The organism is Arthrobacter sp. Y3223164, from assembly GCF_059091005.1.
In genome coordinates this window covers 24,108-45,292 of the sequence record NZ_JBNHGF010000003.1, presented here as the reverse complement: position 1 = coordinate 45,292, position 21,185 = coordinate 24,108, and the positions used below count along the sequence as shown (strand labels likewise).

The 21,185-nt window shown below is 65.4% G+C and carries 16 protein-coding genes; 5 read left to right on the top strand and 11 right to left on the bottom strand.

The annotated features are described in order from the left end of the window. The first annotated feature begins 154 nt into the window (after positions 1-154). The 3 genes from AC5RUJ_RS00685 to cysC all read left to right on the top strand — a co-directional run bounded on the left by AC5RUJ_RS00685 (position 155) and on the right by cysC (position 3,616). Entirely contained in the window at positions 155-1,186 is a 1,032-nt protein-coding gene (locus AC5RUJ_RS00685; RefSeq protein WP_494155545.1) for a glycoside hydrolase family 26 protein, read from the top strand. 151 nt (positions 1,187-1,337) lie between these two features. Next, the gene (locus AC5RUJ_RS00680; protein WP_494014317.1) at positions 1,338-2,300 is read left to right on the top strand and encodes a sulfite exporter TauE/SafE family protein; all 963 of its coding nucleotides are present in this window, start codon (positions 1,338-1,340) and stop codon (positions 2,298-2,300) included. Further along, entirely contained in the window at positions 2,297-3,616 is a 1,320-nt protein-coding gene (gene cysC / locus AC5RUJ_RS00675) for an adenylyl-sulfate kinase (RefSeq protein WP_494155544.1), read from the top strand. Before AC5RUJ_RS00680 ends, cysC begins: the two co-directional genes overlap by 4 nt. Positions 3,617-3,718: 102 nt before the next feature. Here cysC and cysN read toward each other — a convergent pair whose 3' ends face one another. The 7 genes from cysN to AC5RUJ_RS00640 all read right to left on the bottom strand — a co-directional run bounded on the left by cysN (position 3,719) and on the right by AC5RUJ_RS00640 (position 14,994). Then, a complete protein-coding gene (gene cysN, locus AC5RUJ_RS00670) occupies positions 3,719-4,969 on the bottom strand; it encodes a sulfate adenylyltransferase subunit CysN (RefSeq protein ID WP_494001396.1) in 1,251 nt (416 codons plus the stop codon). After that, the gene (gene cysD / locus AC5RUJ_RS00665; protein WP_494001397.1) at positions 4,969-5,889 is read right to left on the bottom strand and encodes a sulfate adenylyltransferase subunit CysD; all 921 of its coding nucleotides are present in this window, start codon (positions 5,887-5,889) and stop codon (positions 4,969-4,971) included. The genes cysN and cysD overlap by 1 nt, the downstream gene beginning before the upstream one ends. Positions 5,890-5,932: 43 nt before the next feature. After that, positions 5,933-6,742 carry a 3'(2'),5'-bisphosphate nucleotidase CysQ gene (locus tag AC5RUJ_RS00660; protein ID WP_494127930.1) on the bottom strand — a complete coding sequence of 270 codons (810 nt, stop codon included), beginning with the start codon at positions 6,740-6,742 and terminating at the stop codon, positions 5,933-5,935. Positions 6,743-6,815: 73 nt separating this feature from the next. Continuing rightward, positions 6,816-8,378, bottom strand: a complete 1,563-nt coding sequence (locus tag AC5RUJ_RS00655; RefSeq protein ID WP_494127929.1) for a sugar transferase — start codon at positions 8,376-8,378, stop codon at positions 6,816-6,818. Between the two features lie 124 nt (positions 8,379-8,502). Beyond that, positions 8,503-9,288 carry a PglD-related sugar-binding protein gene (locus AC5RUJ_RS00650; RefSeq protein WP_494127928.1) on the bottom strand — a complete coding sequence of 262 codons (786 nt, stop codon included), beginning with the start codon at positions 9,286-9,288 and terminating at the stop codon, positions 8,503-8,505. Positions 9,289-9,652: 364 nt separating this feature from the next. Beyond that, entirely contained in the window at positions 9,653-12,280 is a 2,628-nt protein-coding gene (locus tag AC5RUJ_RS00645; RefSeq protein ID WP_494127927.1) for a LuxR C-terminal-related transcriptional regulator, read from the bottom strand. Further along, entirely contained in the window at positions 12,277-14,994 is a 2,718-nt protein-coding gene (locus AC5RUJ_RS00640; RefSeq protein WP_494127926.1) for a helix-turn-helix transcriptional regulator, read from the bottom strand. Before AC5RUJ_RS00640 ends, AC5RUJ_RS00645 begins: the two co-directional genes overlap by 4 nt. Before the next feature lie 459 nt (positions 14,995-15,453). Between AC5RUJ_RS00640 and pssD the strand changes: the two genes are divergently transcribed. Beyond that, positions 15,454-15,903, top strand: a complete 450-nt coding sequence (gene pssD / locus AC5RUJ_RS00635; RefSeq protein ID WP_494127925.1) for a PssD/Cps14F family polysaccharide biosynthesis glycosyltransferase — start codon at positions 15,454-15,456, stop codon at positions 15,901-15,903. Then, positions 15,900-16,526 carry a glycosyltransferase gene (locus AC5RUJ_RS00630; RefSeq protein WP_494127924.1) on the top strand — a complete coding sequence of 209 codons (627 nt, stop codon included), beginning with the start codon at positions 15,900-15,902 and terminating at the stop codon, positions 16,524-16,526. The genes pssD and AC5RUJ_RS00630 overlap by 4 nt, the downstream gene beginning before the upstream one ends. A gap of 704 nt (positions 16,527-17,230) precedes the next feature. Here AC5RUJ_RS00630 and pth read toward each other — a convergent pair. The 4 genes from pth to AC5RUJ_RS00610 all read right to left on the bottom strand — a co-directional run bounded on the left by pth (position 17,231) and on the right by AC5RUJ_RS00610 (position 21,142). Further along, the gene (pth, locus tag AC5RUJ_RS00625) at positions 17,231-17,824 is read right to left on the bottom strand and encodes an aminoacyl-tRNA hydrolase (RefSeq protein ID WP_494127923.1); all 594 of its coding nucleotides are present in this window, start codon (positions 17,822-17,824) and stop codon (positions 17,231-17,233) included. A gap of 114 nt (positions 17,825-17,938) precedes the next feature. Further along, positions 17,939-18,538, bottom strand: a complete 600-nt coding sequence (locus tag AC5RUJ_RS00620) for a 50S ribosomal protein L25/general stress protein Ctc (RefSeq protein WP_494001406.1) — start codon at positions 18,536-18,538, stop codon at positions 17,939-17,941. Between the two features lie 187 nt (positions 18,539-18,725). After that, positions 18,726-19,745 (bottom strand): M28 family peptidase, encoded by a 1,020-nt coding sequence (locus AC5RUJ_RS00615; protein ID WP_494127922.1) that lies wholly within the window; start codon positions 19,743-19,745, stop codon positions 18,726-18,728. Between the two features lie 203 nt (positions 19,746-19,948). Then, positions 19,949-21,142, bottom strand: a complete 1,194-nt coding sequence (locus tag AC5RUJ_RS00610; protein ID WP_494155543.1) for a heparan-alpha-glucosaminide N-acetyltransferase domain-containing protein — start codon at positions 21,140-21,142, stop codon at positions 19,949-19,951. Positions 21,143-21,185 lie beyond the last annotated feature (43 nt).

The following is a 21,185-nucleotide window of genomic DNA, read 5'->3' as shown; positions in this document are numbered from 1 at the left end:
CGGGCGTCGCTGCTGCGCGGGACGCGGGCGCGGGAAGCTCCGGAGGCCGCCGCCGAACCGACAGGCACCCGAGAGGGCAGCCGGACGCACGCTGTCAGCCCGACTAATGCAACCACCCACCGGGTGTGAAGGCACACGCCGGAGGAGGATGCGGATGAGACGTCGTGTGCTGCTTGTTGCATCAGTTGCCGCCGCGGTGTCCCTCCCCTCGTGCTCGCTGCCATTCCCGCAGGCCGATGGGCGGGCGCAGCCGGCCTGCAACGTCCTGCTGGGCGTGGCCGCCAACCCGCTGCCGGGCCAGGACTGGGATGCCGCCCTGACCGATTTTGAGGCGGCGGCCGGACGGAACGTGGACGTGGTCCGCTATTACAAGCGAGGCCAGGAGAAATTGTTCCCCGATGAGATCGAACGCACACGCAGCAACGAATCGGGTCAAAACAGGATTCTTTTCTACAACTGGAAACCGGACGGGCTGACCTGGCGTCAGGTCGCCGACGGCGCCGCCGATCAGTACCTTAACCGGTTGGCCCGCCAGCTGGCCGCGCATGCCAAGCAGCCGTTTTTCCTGTCGCTGAACGCGGAGATGGAAGACGAGGTCAACACGGACCCGGATTCCGGTCAGACTGCCGATGATTTCCGCCTGTTTTTTCGCCACGTCGTGGCGACACTGCGGTCCAACGGTGTGGACAACGTGGTGACGGTGATGAACTACACCGGTGCCGAAAAGTGGGCCATGAAAGACTGGTTCGGCGACCTGTACCCAGGTGACGACGTCGTTGATTGGATTGCGCAGGATCCCTATGCCTACCCCGAATCCGGCACCACGGACTTGGCGGGGCTCGTCAACCGCACGAGTGGCGGGGCCTGGCCCGGTTTCTATGATTGGGCGGTGGCAAACTACCCGGACAAGCCCCAGATGCTCGCCGAATGGGGTGTTGCGGCGGAACTTCCACCAGCCGGCGCCAAGGCGGACTTCTTCAAAACCGCCGCCGACGACCTCGCTGCCCTGCCACAGCTGCGCGCGTTGGTGTATTGGAACCATTCCGGCCCTGACCAGGAAGACCATCTGGCGGTGGGTGACACCTCCATCGATTCGCGTCCGGGGGACTTGGCCGCTTTCCGCGAATTCATCGAAGACGGCGCACTGAATTCCCCTTCTGCATGCCGACTGGCGCACGAACAATGAGCCAGCGGGTGCGCCTCGCCGGCGAAAACAATGGGACGCACCCGCATTCCAGAAAGAATTCTCCTGCGCGCGGGGCCGGGTCACTTATTCCAGTAGCAGCACGGAAAAATACTCTATTTCCCCGGCGGCAGGGCTGCCAGAATATCGTTTCATGGACATGACTATCGGCTTCGCCGCGTTCGGCATCGGCATCGTCGTCGGGCTGACCGGCATGGGCGGCGGCGCTTTGATGACACCGATGCTGGTGCTCTTCTTCAACGTCCCGCCGCTGACGGCCGTCTCCAGTGACCTCCTGGCCAGCGCAGTCATGAAACCGGTCGGATCGGCGGTTCACCTGCGCCGGAAGACCGTGAACCTGCAGCTGGTTAAGTGGTTGGCTATCGGGGCCGTGCCATCGGCTTTCTGCGGGGTCCTGATACTCAAGGCGCTCGGCGACGACGCCCGGGTCCAAGACGGAATCAAACTCGCCTTGGGCTGCGCCCTGATGCTCACCGCCGTGCTCTTGGTCGTCCGTGCCTACATCCGGTTGGTCGAACGCGCGAAGTCACGCGACGGGCTGGGCGCGAAGCTGCCGCTGGATAGACCGGAAGTAGCCGCCCGGATCCTGCCGACGGTGCTGCTCGGCGTCGTCGGCGGCATGATCGTCGGCCTGACATCCGTCGGGTCAGGTTCGATCATCATCATCGGTCTCATGATGATCTATCCGGGACTCAAGGCTTCCCAGCTGGTGGGCACGGATCTGGTGCAAGCCGTGCCGCTTGTCGTGGCCGCTGCCATCGGTCATATGCTGTTCGGGTCGCTGGACCTGGGAATTGCCCTGCCACTGATTCTGGGCAGTATTCCGGGCGTCTGGGTCGGAGCCCAGATGTCGTCCCGGCTCAGCGGTGGTTTCGTCAGGCGGGCGCTGGCTTTCGTCCTCCTGGCCTCCTCGCTGAAAATGCTGGGTGTCGACAACACCACGACGGGGATAATCCTGGTCGTGGTGCTGCTGGTGGCACCGCTGGTCTGGATGTACATCCGCCGGCGCCGGGGCTTCCCCGCCCTGGCCTGGACCGAGAAGCACGAACGGGTCCGCGCAGCGGCTGGCCAACCGGCGTCGGAGGTGGCGCAATGAGTGACTGGTCCGCTTCCTTGCACGAGCCGGTGTTCGCGCTGTCCGGCGCCAGGCTTGACGAGCTGGAGCTGCTCACGGGCGGCCTGTACGCGCCAGCGGACGGCTACTGCCGGCCGGGCAATAAACCGGACGGCTGGCCACACGAGTTCACGCTGCCCGTGCCGCCCGATGTCGCACGGCAAGGCGCCGCCCAAAGTGCCCTCCTCCTGTCTGACCCGGAAGGCACGCCGCTTGCCCGGCTCGCGGTTGCTGAACTCGGCGACCACGGAGAGCCAGAGAACCCGGAGGCAGCGGCAGGCACGGGCGGCAACGGTGCCGTTTATGTGAGCGGCACCCTGAAGCCGTTACAACCGGCAGAGCACCCGCCGGCGCGGAGACTTCGCCTGACCGCTCCCCTGTCGGAGGCGGACGGCCCGTGCCTTGTCGCAGCCTTCGCCGTACCGCCGGAGCCGGCACAGATCGCCGAGGCGGTGGCCGCCGCCTCCGAAGCCGGTTGCCGCCTGTTGCTGACCGCCGTCGTGAGCAGTTCCGCCTCCGCCACGCGGGACCTCGGGAGGCTGCTGGACGCCCTGGACCGCTGCGCCCATCGGGTTTCCGGCGCCTTGGTGCGTCTGCTGGTCATACCGGATGCCCAGGACCATTCCCTGCTGCGAAGCCATGCGCTGGAGCGGCTTGGCGCCGCGGCTGTCCTGGATTTCACGGCGGCTGATGCGTCCGGCGCCTCCCCTTCGCCACCCGCCGCCCCCGCCGCCGGAGCGCGGCCGGAGGGCCTGGTCGTGCTGTTTACGGGGCTTTCCGGCTCCGGCAAGTCGACCTTGGCCCGCCGGTTCACGGAACGCTTGCAGGGTTTGGATGACCGCGAGGCCATCCTGCTGGACGGCGACGAAATGCGCCGCATGCTGTCGGCGGGGCTGGGCTTCTCGCCGGCCGATCGTGAGCTGAACGTCCGTCGAATCGGTTGGGTGGCGGCACAGATTTCACGGGCCGGGGGCATAGCGGTCTGCGCACCGATTGCACCCTTCGAAGCCACACGCCGGGAGGTTGCGGCAATGGCCCGGGAGGCGGGCGGTTACGTTCTGGTGCACGTCTCGACCCCCTTGGAGGTCTGCGAGGCCCGCGATCGGAAGGGCCTGTACGCGAAGGCTAGGGCGGGCCTCATTCCAGACTTCACCGGCATCGGTTCACCCTACGAAACGCCGCAGGACGCCGATTGCGTGGTCGACACTTCCCGGGTGGACATCGAGGAGGCTGTCGCGGAGCTCCTCAGCCTGGTGAGAGCGGCGCAGAAGCCGCTTACTGCCGCGGCCAACCGCTAGGCGAGCCAGGGGAACCGGCTGTCCCTCACGTTCCAACCACCCTGCATAACAGCCCTGCCCGTGGCGTGGATCCACGGGCAGGGCTGTTACGCAGAGGCAGTATCAGGCCGTGGCGACGATCATTCCGGCCCCCACCGTCGCATTTGTAGCCTCGTCTATCAAGATGAAACCGCCGGTCTGCCTGTTCCTCCTGTACTCGTCGGCGAGCAACGGCGACGTGGTGCGCATCCTGATCCGGCCGATCTCGTTGAGGCTGAGCGAGTCCGGGTCGGGCCGGCGATGCAGGCTGTTGATGTCCAGCCCGTACTGCAGGTCCTTAACCAAGGCCCGCGCGCTGCGCGTGGTGTGTTTGACCGCAAGCTTCTGCCCCCGCTGCAGCGGCTTGTCGCTCATCCAGCACACCATCGCGTCGATATCCTGGGCCACCATCGGCTTGTTGTTCGGCCTGCAGATCATGTCACCGCGGGAGATGTCCAGGTCGTCTTCGAGCCGCACGGTGACCGACATCGGAGCGAAGGCCTCGTCTACCGGTCCGTCCGGGGTATCGATGGCGGAGATCCGCGAAGGCAGGCCGCTGGGCAGGACGATCACCTCGTCGCCGACCTTCATGACGCCCCCGGAGACTTGGCCGGCATAGCCGCGATAGTCGTGGTTGCGGTTCTGGTGCGGCCGGATCACGTACTGCACGGGAAAGCGCACGTCCACGAGGTTGCGGTCGCTCGCAATGTGTACGTTCTCAAGATGGTGCAGCAGCGACGGCCCCTCGTACCACGGCATGTTCTGGGACCGCGAGACCACGTTGTCGCCCTGCAGCGCGGACACCGGGATGATCGAAAGGTCGGTGATTTCCAGTTTGCTGGCAAATCCGCTGAACTCCTCGCGGATCTGGTCAAACACGTCCTGCGACCAGTCGACCAGGTCCATCTTGTTGACCGCCAGCACCAGGTGCGGCACCTGCAGCAGCGACACGAGGAAGGCGTGGCGCCGGCTTTGTTCCACCAAGCCCTTCCGGGCGTCCACGAGGACGATCGCAACGTCCGCCGTGGAGGCGCCGGTAACCATGTTGCGGGTGTACTGCAGATGGCCCGGGGTGTCGGCGATGATGAACTTGCGCTTTGGCGTCGCGAAATACCGGTAGGCGACGTCAATGGTTATCCCTTGTTCCCGTTCGGCGCGCAGCCCATCGGTCAGCAGCGCCAGGTCTGTGTACTCGTCGCCTCGTTCCCGGCTGGTGCGTTCGATGGCTTCCATCTGGTCGCTGAAGATCGATTTTGAGTCGTAGAGCAGGCGTCCGATCAGCGTGCTCTTGCCGTCGTCGACCGAACCTGCGGTGGCGAAACGCAACAGATCCATCAGAAATACCCCTCTTTCTTGCGGTCTTCCATGGCCGCTTCGCTTACTTGGTCGTCCCCACGGGTGGCGCCGCGCTCCGTGACGCGGGTCGCCGCCACCTCGGCGATCACGTCCGCGGCCGTCGTCGCCGTGGAACGGACGGCGGCGGTGAGGGTGGCGTCGCCGACGGTGCGGTACCGCACCGTTTCCCTGAAGGTGCGCTCGTTGCCTCGCGGCTGACAGAAGCGGTGCACCCCGAAGAGCATGCCGTTGCGTTCGAAGACTTCCCGCTCGTGGGCGTAGTAGATCGACGGAACGGTGATCTGCTCGTGCGCGATGTAGCTCCAAATATCGAGTTCGGTCCAGTTCGATATGGGGAACACGCGGATGCTCTCGCCCAGGTGGATGCGGGGGTTGTACAGGCCCCACAATTCCGGACGCTGGTTCTTGGGATCCCACTGGCCGAACTCGTCACGGAAGGAAAAAACCCGTTCCTTGGCCCGGGCCTTTTCCTCGTCGCGGCGCGCCCCGCCCATGAGGGCGTTGAAGCCGTATTTTTCGGCAGTCTCCAGCAGCACCGCCGTCTGGATGCGGTTGCGGGACCCGTTGGGTTCCTCCTGCACCAGCCCGCGGTCGATGGCATCCTGCACCGAGCCGACCACCAGGTTCACCCCGAGTTCTTTGACCAAGGAGTCGCGAAACTGCAAGACCTCGTCGAAATTGTGGCCGGTATCGACGTGTACCACCGGAAACGGTATGGGCGCAGGTGCGAAGGCCCTCGCCGCGAGATGCAGCATGACGATCGAGTCCTTGCCGCCGGAGAACATGAGCCCCGGTTTCTCCAGTTCGGCGGCGACTTCACGGATGATGTAGATCGCCTCCGACTCAAGGAGCTTAAGGTGGCTCACGTGATAGCGCGGCCCACTGGTTGTTTCATTCATCTCTTTCTTCCCCCTTTGTTTGTGCCAGCCAGCACGTAACGGCCTATTCCCGGGGCAACCGGCTGAGCCGCTGCAACAGGTCGCCTGCCAGTTCCTGCCGGCAGACCAGCAAATCGGGCAAGTACGCACTCGGTTGGTTGTAGACCAGTGGCGAACCGTCCAGCCTGCTGGCATGCAGGCCACGGCTGCGGGCCACGGCGACCGGAGCCGCTGAATCCCATTCGTACTGACCGCCGCTGTGCAGGTAGGCATCTACCTCGCCGCGGATCACGGCGGCGATCTTGTAGCCGGCAGAGCCCATCGGCAGGACTGCCGCGCCCGTTTCTTCGGCCAGTGCGCCAATGACGGCGGGAGGCCTGGTCCGCGATACCGCGATCCGCAACCGCCGACCCGGCGGGAAGCGGGACGGTTGCAACCGGACCGCGGGGTCGGATGTATCCAGGGTCGTGGAAAGTCCCGGCAGCGCGACAGCCCCAGCCCGCAGGCTGCCCCTGCACCACAGCGCCACGTGGACCGCCCAATCCCGGCGCCCTTCGGAGAATTCGCGGGTGCCGTCCAGCGGGTCGATAATCCAGACCCGTTCGGCCCCTGGGCGCGCCGGATCATCCTCGCCCTCTTCCGACAGCACCAGGTCCTCCGGCCGAGACCACCGCAGCGCTGCGACCAGCAGTTCATGCGAGCGCGCATCACCTTCTGTTTTCAGCCGGTCGGCTGTCCATCCCGCGACCGCGGCGTCCCACTGCAACTGCCGCAGCATGGCCCCGGCCCTGCCGGCGAGCTCCGGCGCCAGCGCGGTGTCCGGGACGTACCGTCCCAAGTCCAGGCGGTTGACCGCCTGTATATCCGCCCCCATCAACTTCCCCTTTCCCTGCTCAATCCCCTTGTTGCTGCCGGTACCGGGCGCCCGTCGCGTGAACGGCTGACCCTCAATAAGCGCCGGTTGGATTCACCATCACCTTCAACGTGCGCCACATGATCATGAGGTCCCCGGTCAGCGACCAGTTCTCCACGTAGTAGAGGTCGAGCCTGACGCTTTCGTCCCAACTCAGGTCGGACCGCCCGTTGATTTGCCACAGTCCGGTCAGCCCCGGCTTGATGTACAACCGACGGCCCACGTGCCCCTCGTAGCCGGCCACTTCCGAGGGCAGCGGCGGCCGGGGCCCGACCAGGGACATTTCACCCCGCAGGACATTGAGGAACTGCGGGAGTTCGTCCAGCGAGTACTTGCGCATCCAGGCGCCCACCCTGGTGACACGAGGGTCGGCCCGCAGTTTGAACAGCGGCCCGCTGCCTTCGTTCATAGCCTTGAGGGCCTCAAGTTCGGCCTCAGCGTTGGCGGTCATGGACCGGAACTTGAACATCTCGAACGTCTGTCCGTTGCGGCACACCCGGCGTTGCTTGAAAATGACCTTGCCGGGCGAGTCCCAGCGGATCAGGCCGGCGAAGACGGCGAAGGCCGGCAGCAGGGCGAGCAGGGCGGCAGCGGAGACGACGACATCGACGAACCGCTTGAGCAAGTACCGGTAACCGGAGAACTGCGGCCTTTCGACATGCATCAGCGGCAAGCCCTCCACCGGGCGCATCTGGATCCGGGGACCTGCAACGTTGGTCAGCGAAAGCGCGACCACCAGCTCGGTGGCGCTCTCCTCCAGCCGCCAGCCGAGTTCCCGAAGGTAGCCGCTGCGCTGCCCCACCTGTCCCGCAACGATGACGGCGTCTGCGCCAAGGATGTCCACGGCCCGCTCAACGTCGTCCAGCCCGGCCACCACGGGGACCTGCCGTGCGGCGAGGGCGTCGCTGTCGGCCGGGACGCCATCCAGCGCTGCCCCCACCACTTGGTACACGGCGCCGGATTTCTTGGCGATCTGGTCTATCACGTAAACGACGTCTTCATAGGCACCGAGGACGACGACCTTCGAGAGGTAGTGTCCGTTCTCCCGCTGCTTCGTCAGCCACCGCCGCCAGCCCCAGCGTCCCGCCAGCAGCGCGACGATGCCGACCGGCACTTCCGCCACGAATGGAGGTGCCAACTCCTCCGCCTGCAGGGCCAAGAGGACGACGGCGAGCATCCCGTAGGCGCCGGAGCTTGCCCTGATCACCTTCTTGTACTCGGCGGCCCCTACACCGATCACCCGCAGGTCCCGGGTCCTCCCGACCGCGAGGGCGCAGGCCATGACAGCGCCCGTGACCAGCGCAAGGGTCGCACCGGCCCCGGTTACCCGATCACCAACGAGCAGCAGTGCCACAGCTACCGAGAGCACGAGGATGGCAGTGTCCGTAGCGAGCAATTTGGCCTGGTAGCGGCGGGCCCACGGCTTGGACGTGCGGCCGCGCGTTCCCGGACGTGGAACAGCGGGTTTCAGGAGCGTCGGTATGGAAAGTTTCGGCGCAGCCGGCGTCTCGAACCCGAACGTTTCCGCGGCGACACCCACCAGCGGGGCGACCGTGCGTTGCAGGTAGCTGTCCGTGGACACCTGGGCATCATGCATGGCTAGCGCTTCCCTTCAAGAACCGGAAAGTCCGGCGTAGTGATCGTCGACCTGTGCGAAAAGACCCGGCGGCTGGCATCGGCTGCGCCGGCGGCCCCGGAGACACGCGCGGTCTTCGCCGCCTTCATGGCGTCTTCAGCAGGGCTGCCGCTGCAGCCAGTCGCTCGAAAGCCGAGCGGCCGACGCTTCCCGGCGCGCTCCGGCTGGACGTTAACTCCTGCGATCCCTCGCCAACAGAAAGTTGATTGGGTGCCTGTTGGTCTGCAGAGCCGGCTACGGGCCGTGCCGGCACGCCTGCCCAGCATTCTTCCGGCGGCACGTGTCCCAGGACGGCCGAGCCCATGCCCACCGTCGCGTCCCGTCCGATGCCAACACCGGAGGCGACGCTGCAACACATCTGTAGCCAAGCTCCACGCCCCACCTGCACGTGGTCGGCAAGGGCCGCCCCTGCGCCCACGGTGGCAAATGCGGATACTGCCACATCGTGCGACAGTGACACCCGCGGCATGATGACGACGTGTTCCCCCAGGGTTACTCCCGCGGCCAGGACACTTTCCGCCAGGACAAGGCTGCCGGCACCGACCCGGACACTTGCCGAAAGCGGTGCGCGGAGGCCGACGAATGTCGCGTAGCGTTCCGGCCCGGCTCCGTACTCTGCCAACCGGTCCACCAACTGCCGCCGGATGGCCGGGGATTCGTGGCACACCAAGAGCCTGCAATCCGGGTACCGGTAAACCGCCTCGACGGGCCCAAGGACTTGCACACCATCTACGTAACGTCCATGGACATCCGGGTCCTCATCGAGCACGCCGACTACGTCCCACCCACCTGCCGCGCGCATCGCTGCCAAAACTTCCCTGGCCAGTCCCCCTGCCCCCAGCAGCAGCACACGAGTTACAGAATCCCCCATTGCACATCTCCCCCCAGAAATGCACTTCCCGCTATTGTCCGGCAGCGGATGCCGCAGCCGTCCTTTATACATGTACGGGTTACTTGCCCCCAGCGATCCGTAGACTCCCTGCGTCCTTGCAGGACCGGTGTTTTCCGTACCCTCAGAAGCCTACGGGGGCGCGCCGGAGTGCGTGCGCGTACCGGCTACCGGACTGTCCGGCGCGCTACTCAGGTTTCTGCTTCCAATTTTTCGGCGCAGGGGGCACCAGCGGGGTGCGAAGACGAGGGCTTTGCCGGTTCCGGGACGCCTGATACCCGGACATGGAACGACCACTACCGGCGGCATACTCGCCTCTGGCAGTGGTCGTCCCCCCGGGCCGCTCCTACAGGTGTTCGCGCCCCAACTGCTCCCGGCGGTTGATGCCCAGCTTCTCGAACATGCGGTAGATGTGGCCTTCGACGGTCCGGACCGACAACGAGAGCGCGTCCGCGATCTCCGCATTGCGCTTGCCCGCGATGACCAACGCCGCGATGTCGCGTTCCCGGCGTGTCAGCGACATCGAGGACGGGATCTCCCGGGCGACGGGTGCCGCCTCCTGCCACTGCCCGAGCAGTGCGCTAATGCGTCTTTGCGCAGTCCTGTTGCGTTCCGCCTTGGCAATCCGGAGCGCCTCAAACAAGGTGTGGAGCCCAAGGGAAACCAGCCCTGATGAGTGCACTTCCTCGGCCGTGTGCACTAATTGCTCGATTCCGCCTATATTGGCAGCCTCGCAGTATTGGGCTGCCAACGCGGCCTCCCTTCCCTCAATGGAAGCGGCCAACGAACCGACCTGGCCGATCCTGCCCATGTCACCCAGCTGAATGGCCAGAAACCTCAAGGCGAGTTCGAGGGAGCTCCACCCCCGACTCCCCGCGGTGTCTGCCAGGGATTGCAGTTCGGACAGCGCCTTGGTGCCGGGAAACTGGAGAAGCCGGGCGGCAGCAGCCAAACCGTCGCTGAAAAGGCCGGATGGAGTAGCGTTTCCGGTCCCGGCCATTGCGTAATCGGACAGGTACTGCCCGGCCGGCTCATCCTGCCCGTTCAACATCGCCACATACGCACCGACAGCGAGCGCCACCGGGCGCAGGCCCAACGGGTCGTGGTGCTCCAGTTCCCCGGCTGCTCCGGCCAGCATACGGTGAGCCTCGGCATAATCGCCCCGGCGCCCGAGGATGATCCCGGCCGCCACATCGACTGCTCCGCCGTAATGGACCAGCTCGTTCGGCCTTGCGGCCCGGAATCCATCCACTGCTTCCGCGGCGTCGCCCCAGCGCCCCGCCGTCAGCAGCGCCGCGATATGGCGGGCAACGACAAACGTCCGGCTTGCTACCTGCGGCTCGTGCACTTCCAGCGCCTGCAGGGCCTTGGCCGTTTCCGCTGCCGCGTGATCCGCTCGCCCGGTGACCGTATAGACCTGTGCCAACAGCGCGCGCGCCAGCACCAGGCAATCCAGGTCCTGGGCAGATGATGCCTCCGCGACGAGCACCGTCAGGGGCCCGCTCGCCGCCGCGTGTCCGCCGCCGGCAACAAGATGGCGCAATTCAAGCAGCCGGAGGCTCCGGTCCAAAGCCTGGTCCATACCGGGCTTTGACTCGGAATACGTCGGCAAGCCCTTTGCTTCGGCGGCCCAGTCCTCCAGGCTGCGGTGCGTCCAAATATCGGCGGGATACGGCCGTTGTACTGCCAGCAGTGCTGCGTCCCGGGCCTGTTCCGCATTACCGGCCGCCGCGACCAACCCCTCGATGAGGGGCCCGGACGTGGGATCGGAAGGGCAAATTGCCCTGGCCCGCTGCAGCTGGGCCGCCCAACGGAACCCACCTGTCGTAACGGCGCCGGCTGACCGTACGGCGAGCCTTGTTTCTCCCGCGTTGTTGGCCGCCGCGGCGGCCTTCACCAGCTCATCATCCGGCAGTTGCACGCCGCTATCGAGCGCCCATTTTGCACGCCGGAACAGCATCTCGCCCGATCCGCTGACCGGCAGGACTTCCTCCAATTTCCGGTACAACCTCAGCCTTCGGAACACCGGCACCAGAGTCGGCAGGGCCTGTGCGTGAACCGGGTTCCGCAACCAGATACGCGGTTCGGGCGGCGGCGAAATCTCGATGAGTCCGTTTTCCATCAGCCGGTCGATGGCCTGCACGTTCCCGCATTCGAACATCACCGTCAGGGGGACTGCCCCGAGCAAAGCCACGAAATCCAATACTTCGCGCTCGTCGGCGCTGAGTTCGCTGAGCTCCCGCTCGATCAGCTCGGAGAGGCGGGCGTCCGCCTCCGGCAGCGCATCGCGCATGAGCCATACGCCGCGGGTCTGGACCAAGCGCCCGGCCTGCCGGGCCTGCTCCAGCAGGCTTAGCAGGAAGAGCGGGTTACCGCCGCTTGCCCGGGCAAGCGCGGCACTGGCACTGGCCGCCGTTTCCCCACCGAGTACCTGGTTGCACAGTTGGTGTACCTGCCTGTCGGTCAACGGGTCCAGCGACCGGCGGTGCAGCAGCCCCTCGACCGCCTCTCCCAGGATCGTGGGCGGTTCGGCCAGGCTGGGTCGACTGAGCAGCAGCGCCTTGACCTGCATCGAGGCGACCAGTTGGCCAAGAATTTCCGCGCTTCCCGCGTCCAGGTCGTGGGCATCGTCGACCACGAGCAGGGCCGGCTGCAGGCCGGTTGCGTCTGCCTGCAGCCGCTCCGTCAGCGTGCGCATGGTGGAAAAATGCGAGCCCAGTTGCTGTGCGGTCAGATTCGTGAGTAGCGGGGCCAAGGCGCCGTACGGGACCGAGGAGAAGGTGCGGCTCGCATGTACTCGAAACGGCCGCACATCGTCCGACAGTTCCTGCAGCACGGCGGCCGCCAAGGCGCTTTTGCCCAGCCCGGATTCAGCGACGATCCATGCCCCGTTGCCATTGCGGATGTTCTCGGTGGCAGCCATGACATCGGCGTCCCGCCCCACCAGCCTGCGTCCTTGACCTGTATCAGTCATGACGCCGACCCCGCCGCTCCCAGCAGTTCGCGCAAATCGGCGCGGCCCGAGACATGGAGCCGGGCGAACATCTTGCCCAAGTGCCAATCAACGGTCCGTGGCGACAGATGCAGCCTCCGGCCCAGCGCTGCGCTGCTGCTGCCTTGCGCGGCCAGTTGCGCCAAGGTCAGTTCGAAGGGACTCAGAGACTCCAGCATGGCAACGATGGTGCTGTTGTCCCGGAGCATGCGATAGCCCGCGTTTTCCAAGGCGCGCGCCTTACGGGCCGCTGCGCGGTCGCCTCCTGTGACCGCAGCGCTCTGGGCGGCTCGCGCAGCGTCGTAGCTGAACAGGACGTCGCCCAGCGCCGCTGCACTTTCGGCTGCTTCAAGCAGGATCACGGGGTCTTGGGACATCAGACCCTGGCTGTACTCATGGCAGAGCCGTGCGGTTTCGCCGTCGCAGGCGGCAGCCGATGCCTGCAGCTGGCGGGCATAGGACCTGCCGCCCACCCGCGCTGCGGCAGCATGAAAAATCATGGCCGCACCGGAATTGCCGGCGGCCAGTTCTTCGGCGCCCGTCTGATCCAGCGCCGCTGCTGCGTCGTCATCCCGCCGCAGCCGCTGGGACGCAAGGATGCTGAAGTATTCCGTGGCCCGGGCCGTCACCCGGCGGGGACGTCCCGGTGAAGAAGCGGCTGCGGCCAGGTGGCGGCGGGCATTCTTCTCATCCGACAGCAGGGAGTAGGAGTAGGCGGCCGCCGCGTTGGCAAGGCCGACGCCGCCGCTGTTGCCGGCCACTCTCAGCTGGCTGATGGCCGGTAGCAAGGCAGCAAGGGCCTTTTCCGCCCGACCGGCGCGTGCGTGGACGAGTCCCAAGGCCAGCTCGCTCCCGTCGCTGCACAGGAATGTCCCCGCCTGCGCCGCGAAGGTTTCGCAATAGCCAAGGCATGAATCAAGCCGCCCTGCCACGATGAGGGACGTGAAAATCCGGGTTTCCACGAAGTCACGCAGCACCTTGGGCAGGCGCCGATCCGCCAGCTCCGCGAGCAGCATGTTTCCCAGGTTATGCGCTTCCGTTTGCCGGCCCATGACCGCCCATGCTTCGCAGAGAAGGGCTCCGGCGCGGAGCCTGGTCTGCGGCGGTTTGTCCCAGTCGTCGCGCAGCAGCTTGACCAGCTTGGAGACTTGCCCGTACCGGCCGTCGAAAGCGGCCTGGTCTGCTTCGATCAGCAGGGTTTCATCGATCGTGGTTTCCAGTATGTCCTTCGCACGGGCTGCATCACCGAGAACGTGCCCTTCATTGGTCTCCGTCACCGCTTGCAGTTCTGCGGCGAGCCTTGCGCGCAGGTTTCTCAGCTCCTCCAAGCAGGGGTCGATGGTTCCGCCCGTGGCCCGCGAAACGGCGAGACGCTCGCCGGCCAGCGCGACCAGGGCAGCCATGGGGTCCTTGCCGTCCTCCGGGAGGTGGGCCGCCAGCAGGTCTGCGGCCTGGCTCGGCTTTCCCAGCAACAGCAGTGCCCGGGCTTCTTCCCGGAGGCCGGCCGCGCAGCGGTGTTGCCGGCCCAGCGCCCGGACCAACTGCAGCGCGCGTCCCGGCTCCAGCTGGTCGTTGGCGGCGGCAGCAGCCCGCAGGGTCTCTTCCGGGTTCAGCGCGGCGCCCCCCTCCAACGCCCAGATGCCGAGATCCGGCAGGTAGCGCTCCGGCACTTCCGCGGGGTGCAGCACGTGCGCGACCTCATCCCACAGTGCACGCGTCCGGCCGGGCGTGAGCATGCTCTTGACGACTCCGCCCAGGAAGTGACCGCCCACCCGCACCAGCGGGTCGGCGCCCAGGTCGACCGTGATGGTACCGCGGGCCTCCAAGTGTTCCAGAGTCAGCGGGTCGGCCAACCGCTGAAGAGCCGAGAGCGTGACGCCGCCCGCCAGCGCCAGTTGCTCGACGAGGCGCCGATGCCCGGGAGGCAGTTGCAGCAACCGCGGCCGCATCACCTCTGCAATGTCTCCCGTGAAGACGAGCGGCTGCGCCAACACCCACGTCCCGCCCTGCTCAACCAAAGTCCGTGCTGCCACCTGGTCTCGGGCCAGAACCCGCAGGTAGCGCGGATTTCCACCGGTGTTCCGCCACAGCGACCGTGCAGCGACGGAAGATATGTTGCCCCCGAGAATTTCGGTCAGCAGCGCCTCACTGTCTGCCGGATCCAGCGGAGCCACGTCGAACCGGCGGAGGTCTCCCTCGATCCACAGCTGCATAAAGGCGCGGTCGCCGGCCGCAACGTCCTGGCTGGCCACAAAAAGTGTAACGACTCCGGCGCGCGCCAATTGGGCCAAGGCAGCGGAGGTGAACGCGTCGAGATTCTCGGCGTTGTCCACGAACAGGACAATCCGTTTGCCCTTGGCACGGTTCAGCAGCGTAGCAGCGATTCCCTCGAGGACGAGCGCCGGGTGCTCCAGTCCGTCGTCGCCCACTCCCCCGAGCAGGATTCCCAACGGGGCGTAGCTGATGCGGGACGAGGCTTGGCTTCCCCGGACAAATTCGACGTGTGTTTCCGGGCCGAACCACTTCAGCACCTGCTGGGCGATGGTGGACTTCCCCATGCCGGCGGCACCAATCACCAGCACCCCCTGCTGGCCTTGTTGCAGTGCCGCGAAGATGTCCTCTGCCAGACGGCGGCGGCCGGGTGAAATAGAGTCGGCAAGCGGACCATTAAACGGCCCATTAAAAACAGCAGTCATCAGCGTCTCCCCCCAAAGTCGCTCAGACGCGGCCGTGCATTGGCATCGGCCACGCGTTCGCACCGGCCACGGGCTGCGTTCCCCCAAGGTCCGCAAGGCCCGGTCCCCAACCGGTGAGGTCCACAGTCTAAAGCCGATTCCGCGCCGCGTCTATGGAGGGGGTGTCTCCTAGTGCGCAACATGCAGGTAGCAATTGTGCGCCATGGTCAGGTAATGCCCGTACCCGTCACCGCAAAGCCGAGTGTTCTCCTGTTCTGCTCCGGGAAAGCATTCTGGATCTTCGCGCGCATTCTCCGGCAAGCCCGGTAGCGGCAGGGGTCACGACCGGTGCAGCCCCGGGATCCCGGTAAGCACCACTCGTGAAACCGCCGGCACGTGTCAATAGGCTCGCTTCCATCACCGGAGAGGTCGGTGATCCGGGGTGCCTTGGGGCGCATCGCGGTAGGGGGAGGATCACGCATGAAAATCATGTTCGTCACGTCGGCCGGCGGGCACTTGGCCCAACTGCTGCCGTTGGATAAGTGGTGGAGCCAGCACACCCGGAGTTGGGTGACATTTCAGCGGCCCGAGGTCGAGGCTGCGCTGCGGGACGAAAAGGTTACGTGGTGCTTTTATCCGACCACTCGGAATGTCCGTAATGCCATCAGGAACCTGCTTTTGGCCTGGCCGACGCTCCGCCGGGAGCGTCCGGATGTCGTGGTTTCCGTTGGCGCCGGCGTGAGTGTCCCGTTCTTTCTGGTCGCCCGCCTGCTCGGCATCCACACGGTGTATATAGAGTGCTTCGATCGGATTACCATGCCGACCCTGAGCGGCCGCCTGTGCTACCCGTTATCCGAGGTCTTCTGCATCCAGTGGGAAGAACAGCGGCGCTTCTACCCCGAAGCCGTGAATATCGGACCGGTACTGTGAACAACGCGCATCCCGCTCCGCGGGTCGTGGTGTCTTTGGGGACCGACCATCACACGTTCGACCGCTTGGTCGACTGGATCGACGAGTGGCTGGCCGGTATGCCCGACCCACCGTCGTGCCTGGTGCAGCACGGTGCCAGCCGTGCCCCCCGGCACGCCGACGGGGTCACCAGGATGCCGCGCGAGGACTTGCTGGCACTGTATCGAACTGCCACCGTCGTCGTCGTCCAGGGTGGGCCAGGCTCCATCCTCGATGCCCGTGAGGCCGGCCATCTGCCGATCGCGGTGCCCCGGCGGCCGGAACTGCGGGAGGTCGTCGACGGGCACCAGATTGCGTTTACCGAGACGATGGCGCAGCACGGGGACGCGATCCTCGTGCAGGACCAGCAGTCATTGGCCGCCGAACTCGAGAGGGCGCTGCTCGACCCCTCGTCTGTTCGTACGCCGCCGCGCGTTTCTTTGGCAGCCGAGGCTGCCGAACGGCTCGGCGCGGCAGTCGAACAACTGGAACAGACACCCACCGGGCCTATTGCGCTTCGCCGTATCCGGCAGCTTCTGGCGCTGCGGCAGAGGGAAGTCCACACGCACGCGGGGTTAAAAGCTCCCCGCGTCGTTCGAAACTAGGCCTGCGGCAGTCCGGATCGATCGAGCCGGAACCGCCGTAGTCCCGCTAGACGGGGACGAGCCCGCCCTGCGCAGGCGGGCAGAATCCCTGACCGAAGGGTTGCGCTGCGTTAAATGCCCCCGACGCAGCGCAACCCGAGGTTTGCCCGCGGCACGCCTGCATCGGAATGGCCATGAAAAAGGGGCCGACGATGGGATGGGGGTGGCCCGGTCTCTTCAGGCCGCCCATCGTCGGCCCCGCTCAGGGAGCCACTCAGGCTGAAACGATTTTATGCACGGTTGGTGCGGGCGTGCCAATCCACGGTTGTGTGACGCCTTGCGCCGGCGCCCAGCCCTATATCGCGGACCTGCGTTAGGCGGCGACTCAGTTGACCGTCCGCTACGACGATCCCTGTTGCTTCCGCATTGGACCGTCTTTCTTCCCGAGCCCGAATTTCTTCGTTATCCAGCAGAGACCGACGGGGCCTGGGGGGAAGGTTCCGCCTTCGCGGTTCCTCTGGCTTTCGCCAACCCCGCCGGTCGGCTGGATGCGCCCGGGCCCTTCAGCTCCACGCGCACGGTATTGCGACTCCGCCTTGACGGCGCAACAACACCTTCTCAGCGTAAAGAGCCGAGGGGGACCTGACACGAGTAGTCACCACTCGTTCTTGCGTTAGGTCGCCGCGCCCATGACCCGCGGGATACCCCTGCGGTCTTCCTGACACTCACCCCTGCTTGGCGTTGGCGTGATACTTTTGCTGCGCGGCGAGAAGCCCTTCGGACAGGAGCAGTTCCACCGCGTCTGCTGCATCGTCCAAAAGGAAGGGAAGGTCTTTCTTTTCCGCCGTCGAGAAATCGCGCAGCACGTAGTCCGCCGTATCCATCCGGCCCGGCGGGCGGCCAACGCCTATGCGAATCCTGTAGTAATCCTTGGTCGCCAGCGCCTTGGACATGTCGCGGAGTCCGTTGTGCCCGCCCTCTCCCCCGCCGATCTTGAGTTTGATCGTATTGAAGGGGATGTCGATCTCGTCGTGCAAGGCGACCACGTGGTCCGGTTCGATTGAGAAAAACCGGCACAGCGCCGACGTCGGTCCCCCGGACAGATTCATGAACGTCAGTGGCTTGGCGAGCACAACCCTGGGCCCGCCAATTCCCAGGCGCCCTTCCAAAACCTGTGCGTGCGCCTTGTGCGACTTGAACGAACCGCCGACCCTGCCGGCCAGCTCGTCGAGGGCCATCTGGCCGACGTTGTGCCGATTGCCGCTGTAGCCGGGGCCCGGGTTCCCCAAACCGATTATCAGCCAGGTGTCGGTGCTCACGTAGACGGGTGCTCCTCGGACGGTAGATGCGAAGGATTCAAGATCATCCTAGGGATAGACCAAAGCCCCCGGCGAATGCGCACGCGCGTCGCCGGGGGCTTTGAGGCCGTGTTGTTACTCGGCCGGGGTCTCGGCAGCCGGCTCGGCGGCTTCGCCTTCAGCGGCTTCAGGCTCGGCCACGGTCGGAGCGGAAACCGCGGCGATGACGGTGTCCTCGGGGATCAGCAGGCTGACGCCGGCAGGCAGCTGAATGTCGGTGGCGTGAACGTGCTCGCCAACCTCACGGCCCTCAACGTTGATGGTCAGCGCTTCCGGCAGAGCGGTCGCATCGGCCTCGACCAGAACGGTGAACTCTTCCAGATCCAAGATGGCGCCCGGGGCAACTTCGCCCTCGACATGGATGTTGACGTCGACGTGAACCTTCTCGCCCTTGCGCACGGTGAGCAGGTCAACGTGCTCGATGATCTGGGCGATCGGATCGCGCTGGATGTCCTTGGCCAGGGCCAGGTGCTCGTCCCCGTCAATGTCCAGGGTCAGCAGCGCGTTGGAGGTACGCAGCGCCAGCGTCGTGGCCTTCTGCGGAAGCAGCACGTGCAGCGGCTCTGCCCCGTGACCGTAAATAACGGCGGGGATCTGGGCGTTGCGGCGGGCCCGGCGCGCGGCGCCCTTGCCGAATTCGCTGCGGACTTCAGCTGCAAGCTTCTGGTCGGACATAATGTTCTCCTTGTGCTGGGTGGTTTTGAGGCGGGTGCCTAGAGACCGACCCGCCGCACCGATACCAGTGCAGAGAACGAAGCTGCTAGCCACCGTCGATAACGGAGAACCGGTTCCGGCTCTCCCTCGCCTAGGCAATGCCAGAAGTTTATCAGGGTCGAGGCGCTGGCCCGAATCCTGCACGCGCTTACTCCAGCGCGCTGCTGTCTTCAGCCAGGCTGGTGGCGGCATGGGTGATCGCGTCGGTCATAATGCCCAGCGCCTCCAGATCGACGTTGCCAATGTCATCGCCCGATTTGTGGTAGTTCGGGTCTCGTGGCTGCCCTGGTGCGCCACCGAAAAGGATGCTCTCCCGGGCGGTTTTTCTCTCGTCGCTGCCGGTGAAGAGGCCGCCCACAGCAATATTTTCCTCGATAAACGCCACTTGATCGGAATAGAAGTTCCATTCCGTTGGTACCCAGGGCTGGGCACGGGAGTCGAAGTAGTCGGTGAAGAACTGCATGATCTCCTCCGACCCGTCGGGCACCTCCCACTCGGAGTCGTCGTCGGATTTCTGTGGGTCGTAGACCGCGATGACGTAGTTGGGCGAGGCTACCATGTCGATGTTCAGATAGGCGGCGATGTGGTCAAGTTCGCCGCTGTCGTGCTCTGCCAGATCTTCGACATAATGCTTGGAGCCGAACGCCTCCGGAAACTCTTCCGCCCCCCACCATGCGAAGCGCACCTTATTATTTGGTTCACCCCGTTGGCTGAGTTCTTGCGCGGCCTCCAGCAGGGCCGCCGCACCGGAGGCGTTGTCATTGATCGCCGGACTGTTCCGCACCCCGTCGAGGTGGGCGCCCAGCATTATCACGTTGTCGTCACTGCCGCCGGCCGTCTCGGCAATGATGTTGAAAGACTCGTAGCTTTCGCCACGTGTTTCGAACGTAAAGTACTGGCGCGTGCTTTGATAACCCGCACTCTCGAGTTCCCGTTCTACGTACTGAGCCGCTGCCTCATATCCGTCGGTGCCAATAGCTCGATCGCCGTGATCATCGGCGAGTGCTTGAAACTCTTTTAGGTGCTCGTACGCTGTGGAAGCCTGCGCCTGCGGCCCGGGTCGCTCCGCCCGCACAGAAGCCAGGACAAGCGCGGCCAGGAGAGCAACCAGCCCGAGCGCCGCGACGAGGACAAGGGATCTCCGGCGCCTGGGCCAGTGGAGTTTCATGTCGTCCTCATGAGTGCAACATCACCACAGCATTCTAGCTGCCGGCTCCGGGGGCCGGGCAATGTCCGACGGCAGGTTTAGAGTCGGCAGAATGAGCGGGGATGAACGGGGCCCCAGAGTGAACCGGGGCCCGAAAAGCAATCGGCTACCTAATGGTCGGTGCAGCCCAAAGCATTCCCCCCCGGGGGCCAGGAGGTCCCGAATCAGCGGGAAGCCGTTCCTGAAGCAGCCGTGGGGGACGATGATCCGTCGTCCACGATTTGCCGGAAGTTCTTGGCGCCCGCGGCGACCGGTCTCTCCAATGGGCCTTGTCCCATCCACCGTCTCCAGATCAGGGCGAAGGCGAGGGCGACCGTCAAATGCACGATGAACCACAGGAAGGGTGCCTCGTAGTGCAGCTCAGGGCTCAGCGCGAGCAGGTGTGCGGAGTAAAGGGTCAGGGTCATCGAGCCCATTGCGGCAAGCGGCGTCAGCAAGCGTGCGGCCGCCCCTTCGATCAGGAGGAACACACCGACCGCCAACAGACCGAGCCCCAGACTGCTGGCGATGGCCAGGGGCATGTTCGAGTGCGGCGTCGCGATCGCCAGCCACCACGCGGAGGTGTCCGGAATGATCCCTGGCCCGAAGATAAGGCCGTTGTCCAACTCTTCCCCCGTCATCCCGCTGGTGGCCACCAATTGCTCGAAGCCTCCCATGGCGTACAGCAGGATGGCGGAGGCCGCGTTGGACAAGATCGCCAGGCCTGCACCGATACCGGCGATATATCCCTGCACCCTGGGCCTTCGCAGGTCCAGCCGTCCGATGCCAAGGCCGGTCAGGATGTAACACATGTAGGCCAGCGCCGGATATGAGCCGGTCAGCAGTAAATCCGAGACCACGCCGGCGGGTTCGAAGAAGAAATGCCCGACGGCGGGGTTGAACGTCGACGATGTCGGGAGGAATGGATCCAGCTTCTGCAGGAGGATCGGCGAGACGATGCCGAAGACGGCCGCGCTGATGAACAAGGTTCTGGGCCGCAGATGCAAGAAAGGAATGGCGAGCAAGAAGAATACCGAATAGTAGATCAAGATGCCGTTGGCAGGAGGATCCTCCTGCTGCAAGAAGGGCGCGATCGCCAGGGCTATGGCTCCGATCAGGACGGCCCGAACGGCCAGTCCCAGTCGGTCCCCGGCCATCCTCGGCCCCGTGTGCGGTCTGTTCCCCCCGGAGGACAGGGCCAAACCCACTCCGGCAAGGAGGGCGAACAGCGCAGCGGAGTCACCGGCGAACAAGATCCACGCCAAAGTGGGCTCGCCGGTGTCCTGGTTCGCGTCCGGCAAAATGTGAATGGCGATCATCCCGATGAGGGCGAGGCCACGGGCCGCGTCGATGCCGACCAATCGGCTCCGCTTCTGCATCGATTTAGCGTCTGCGGGGCCGGGGTCGCGTCCCTGCCTGTCC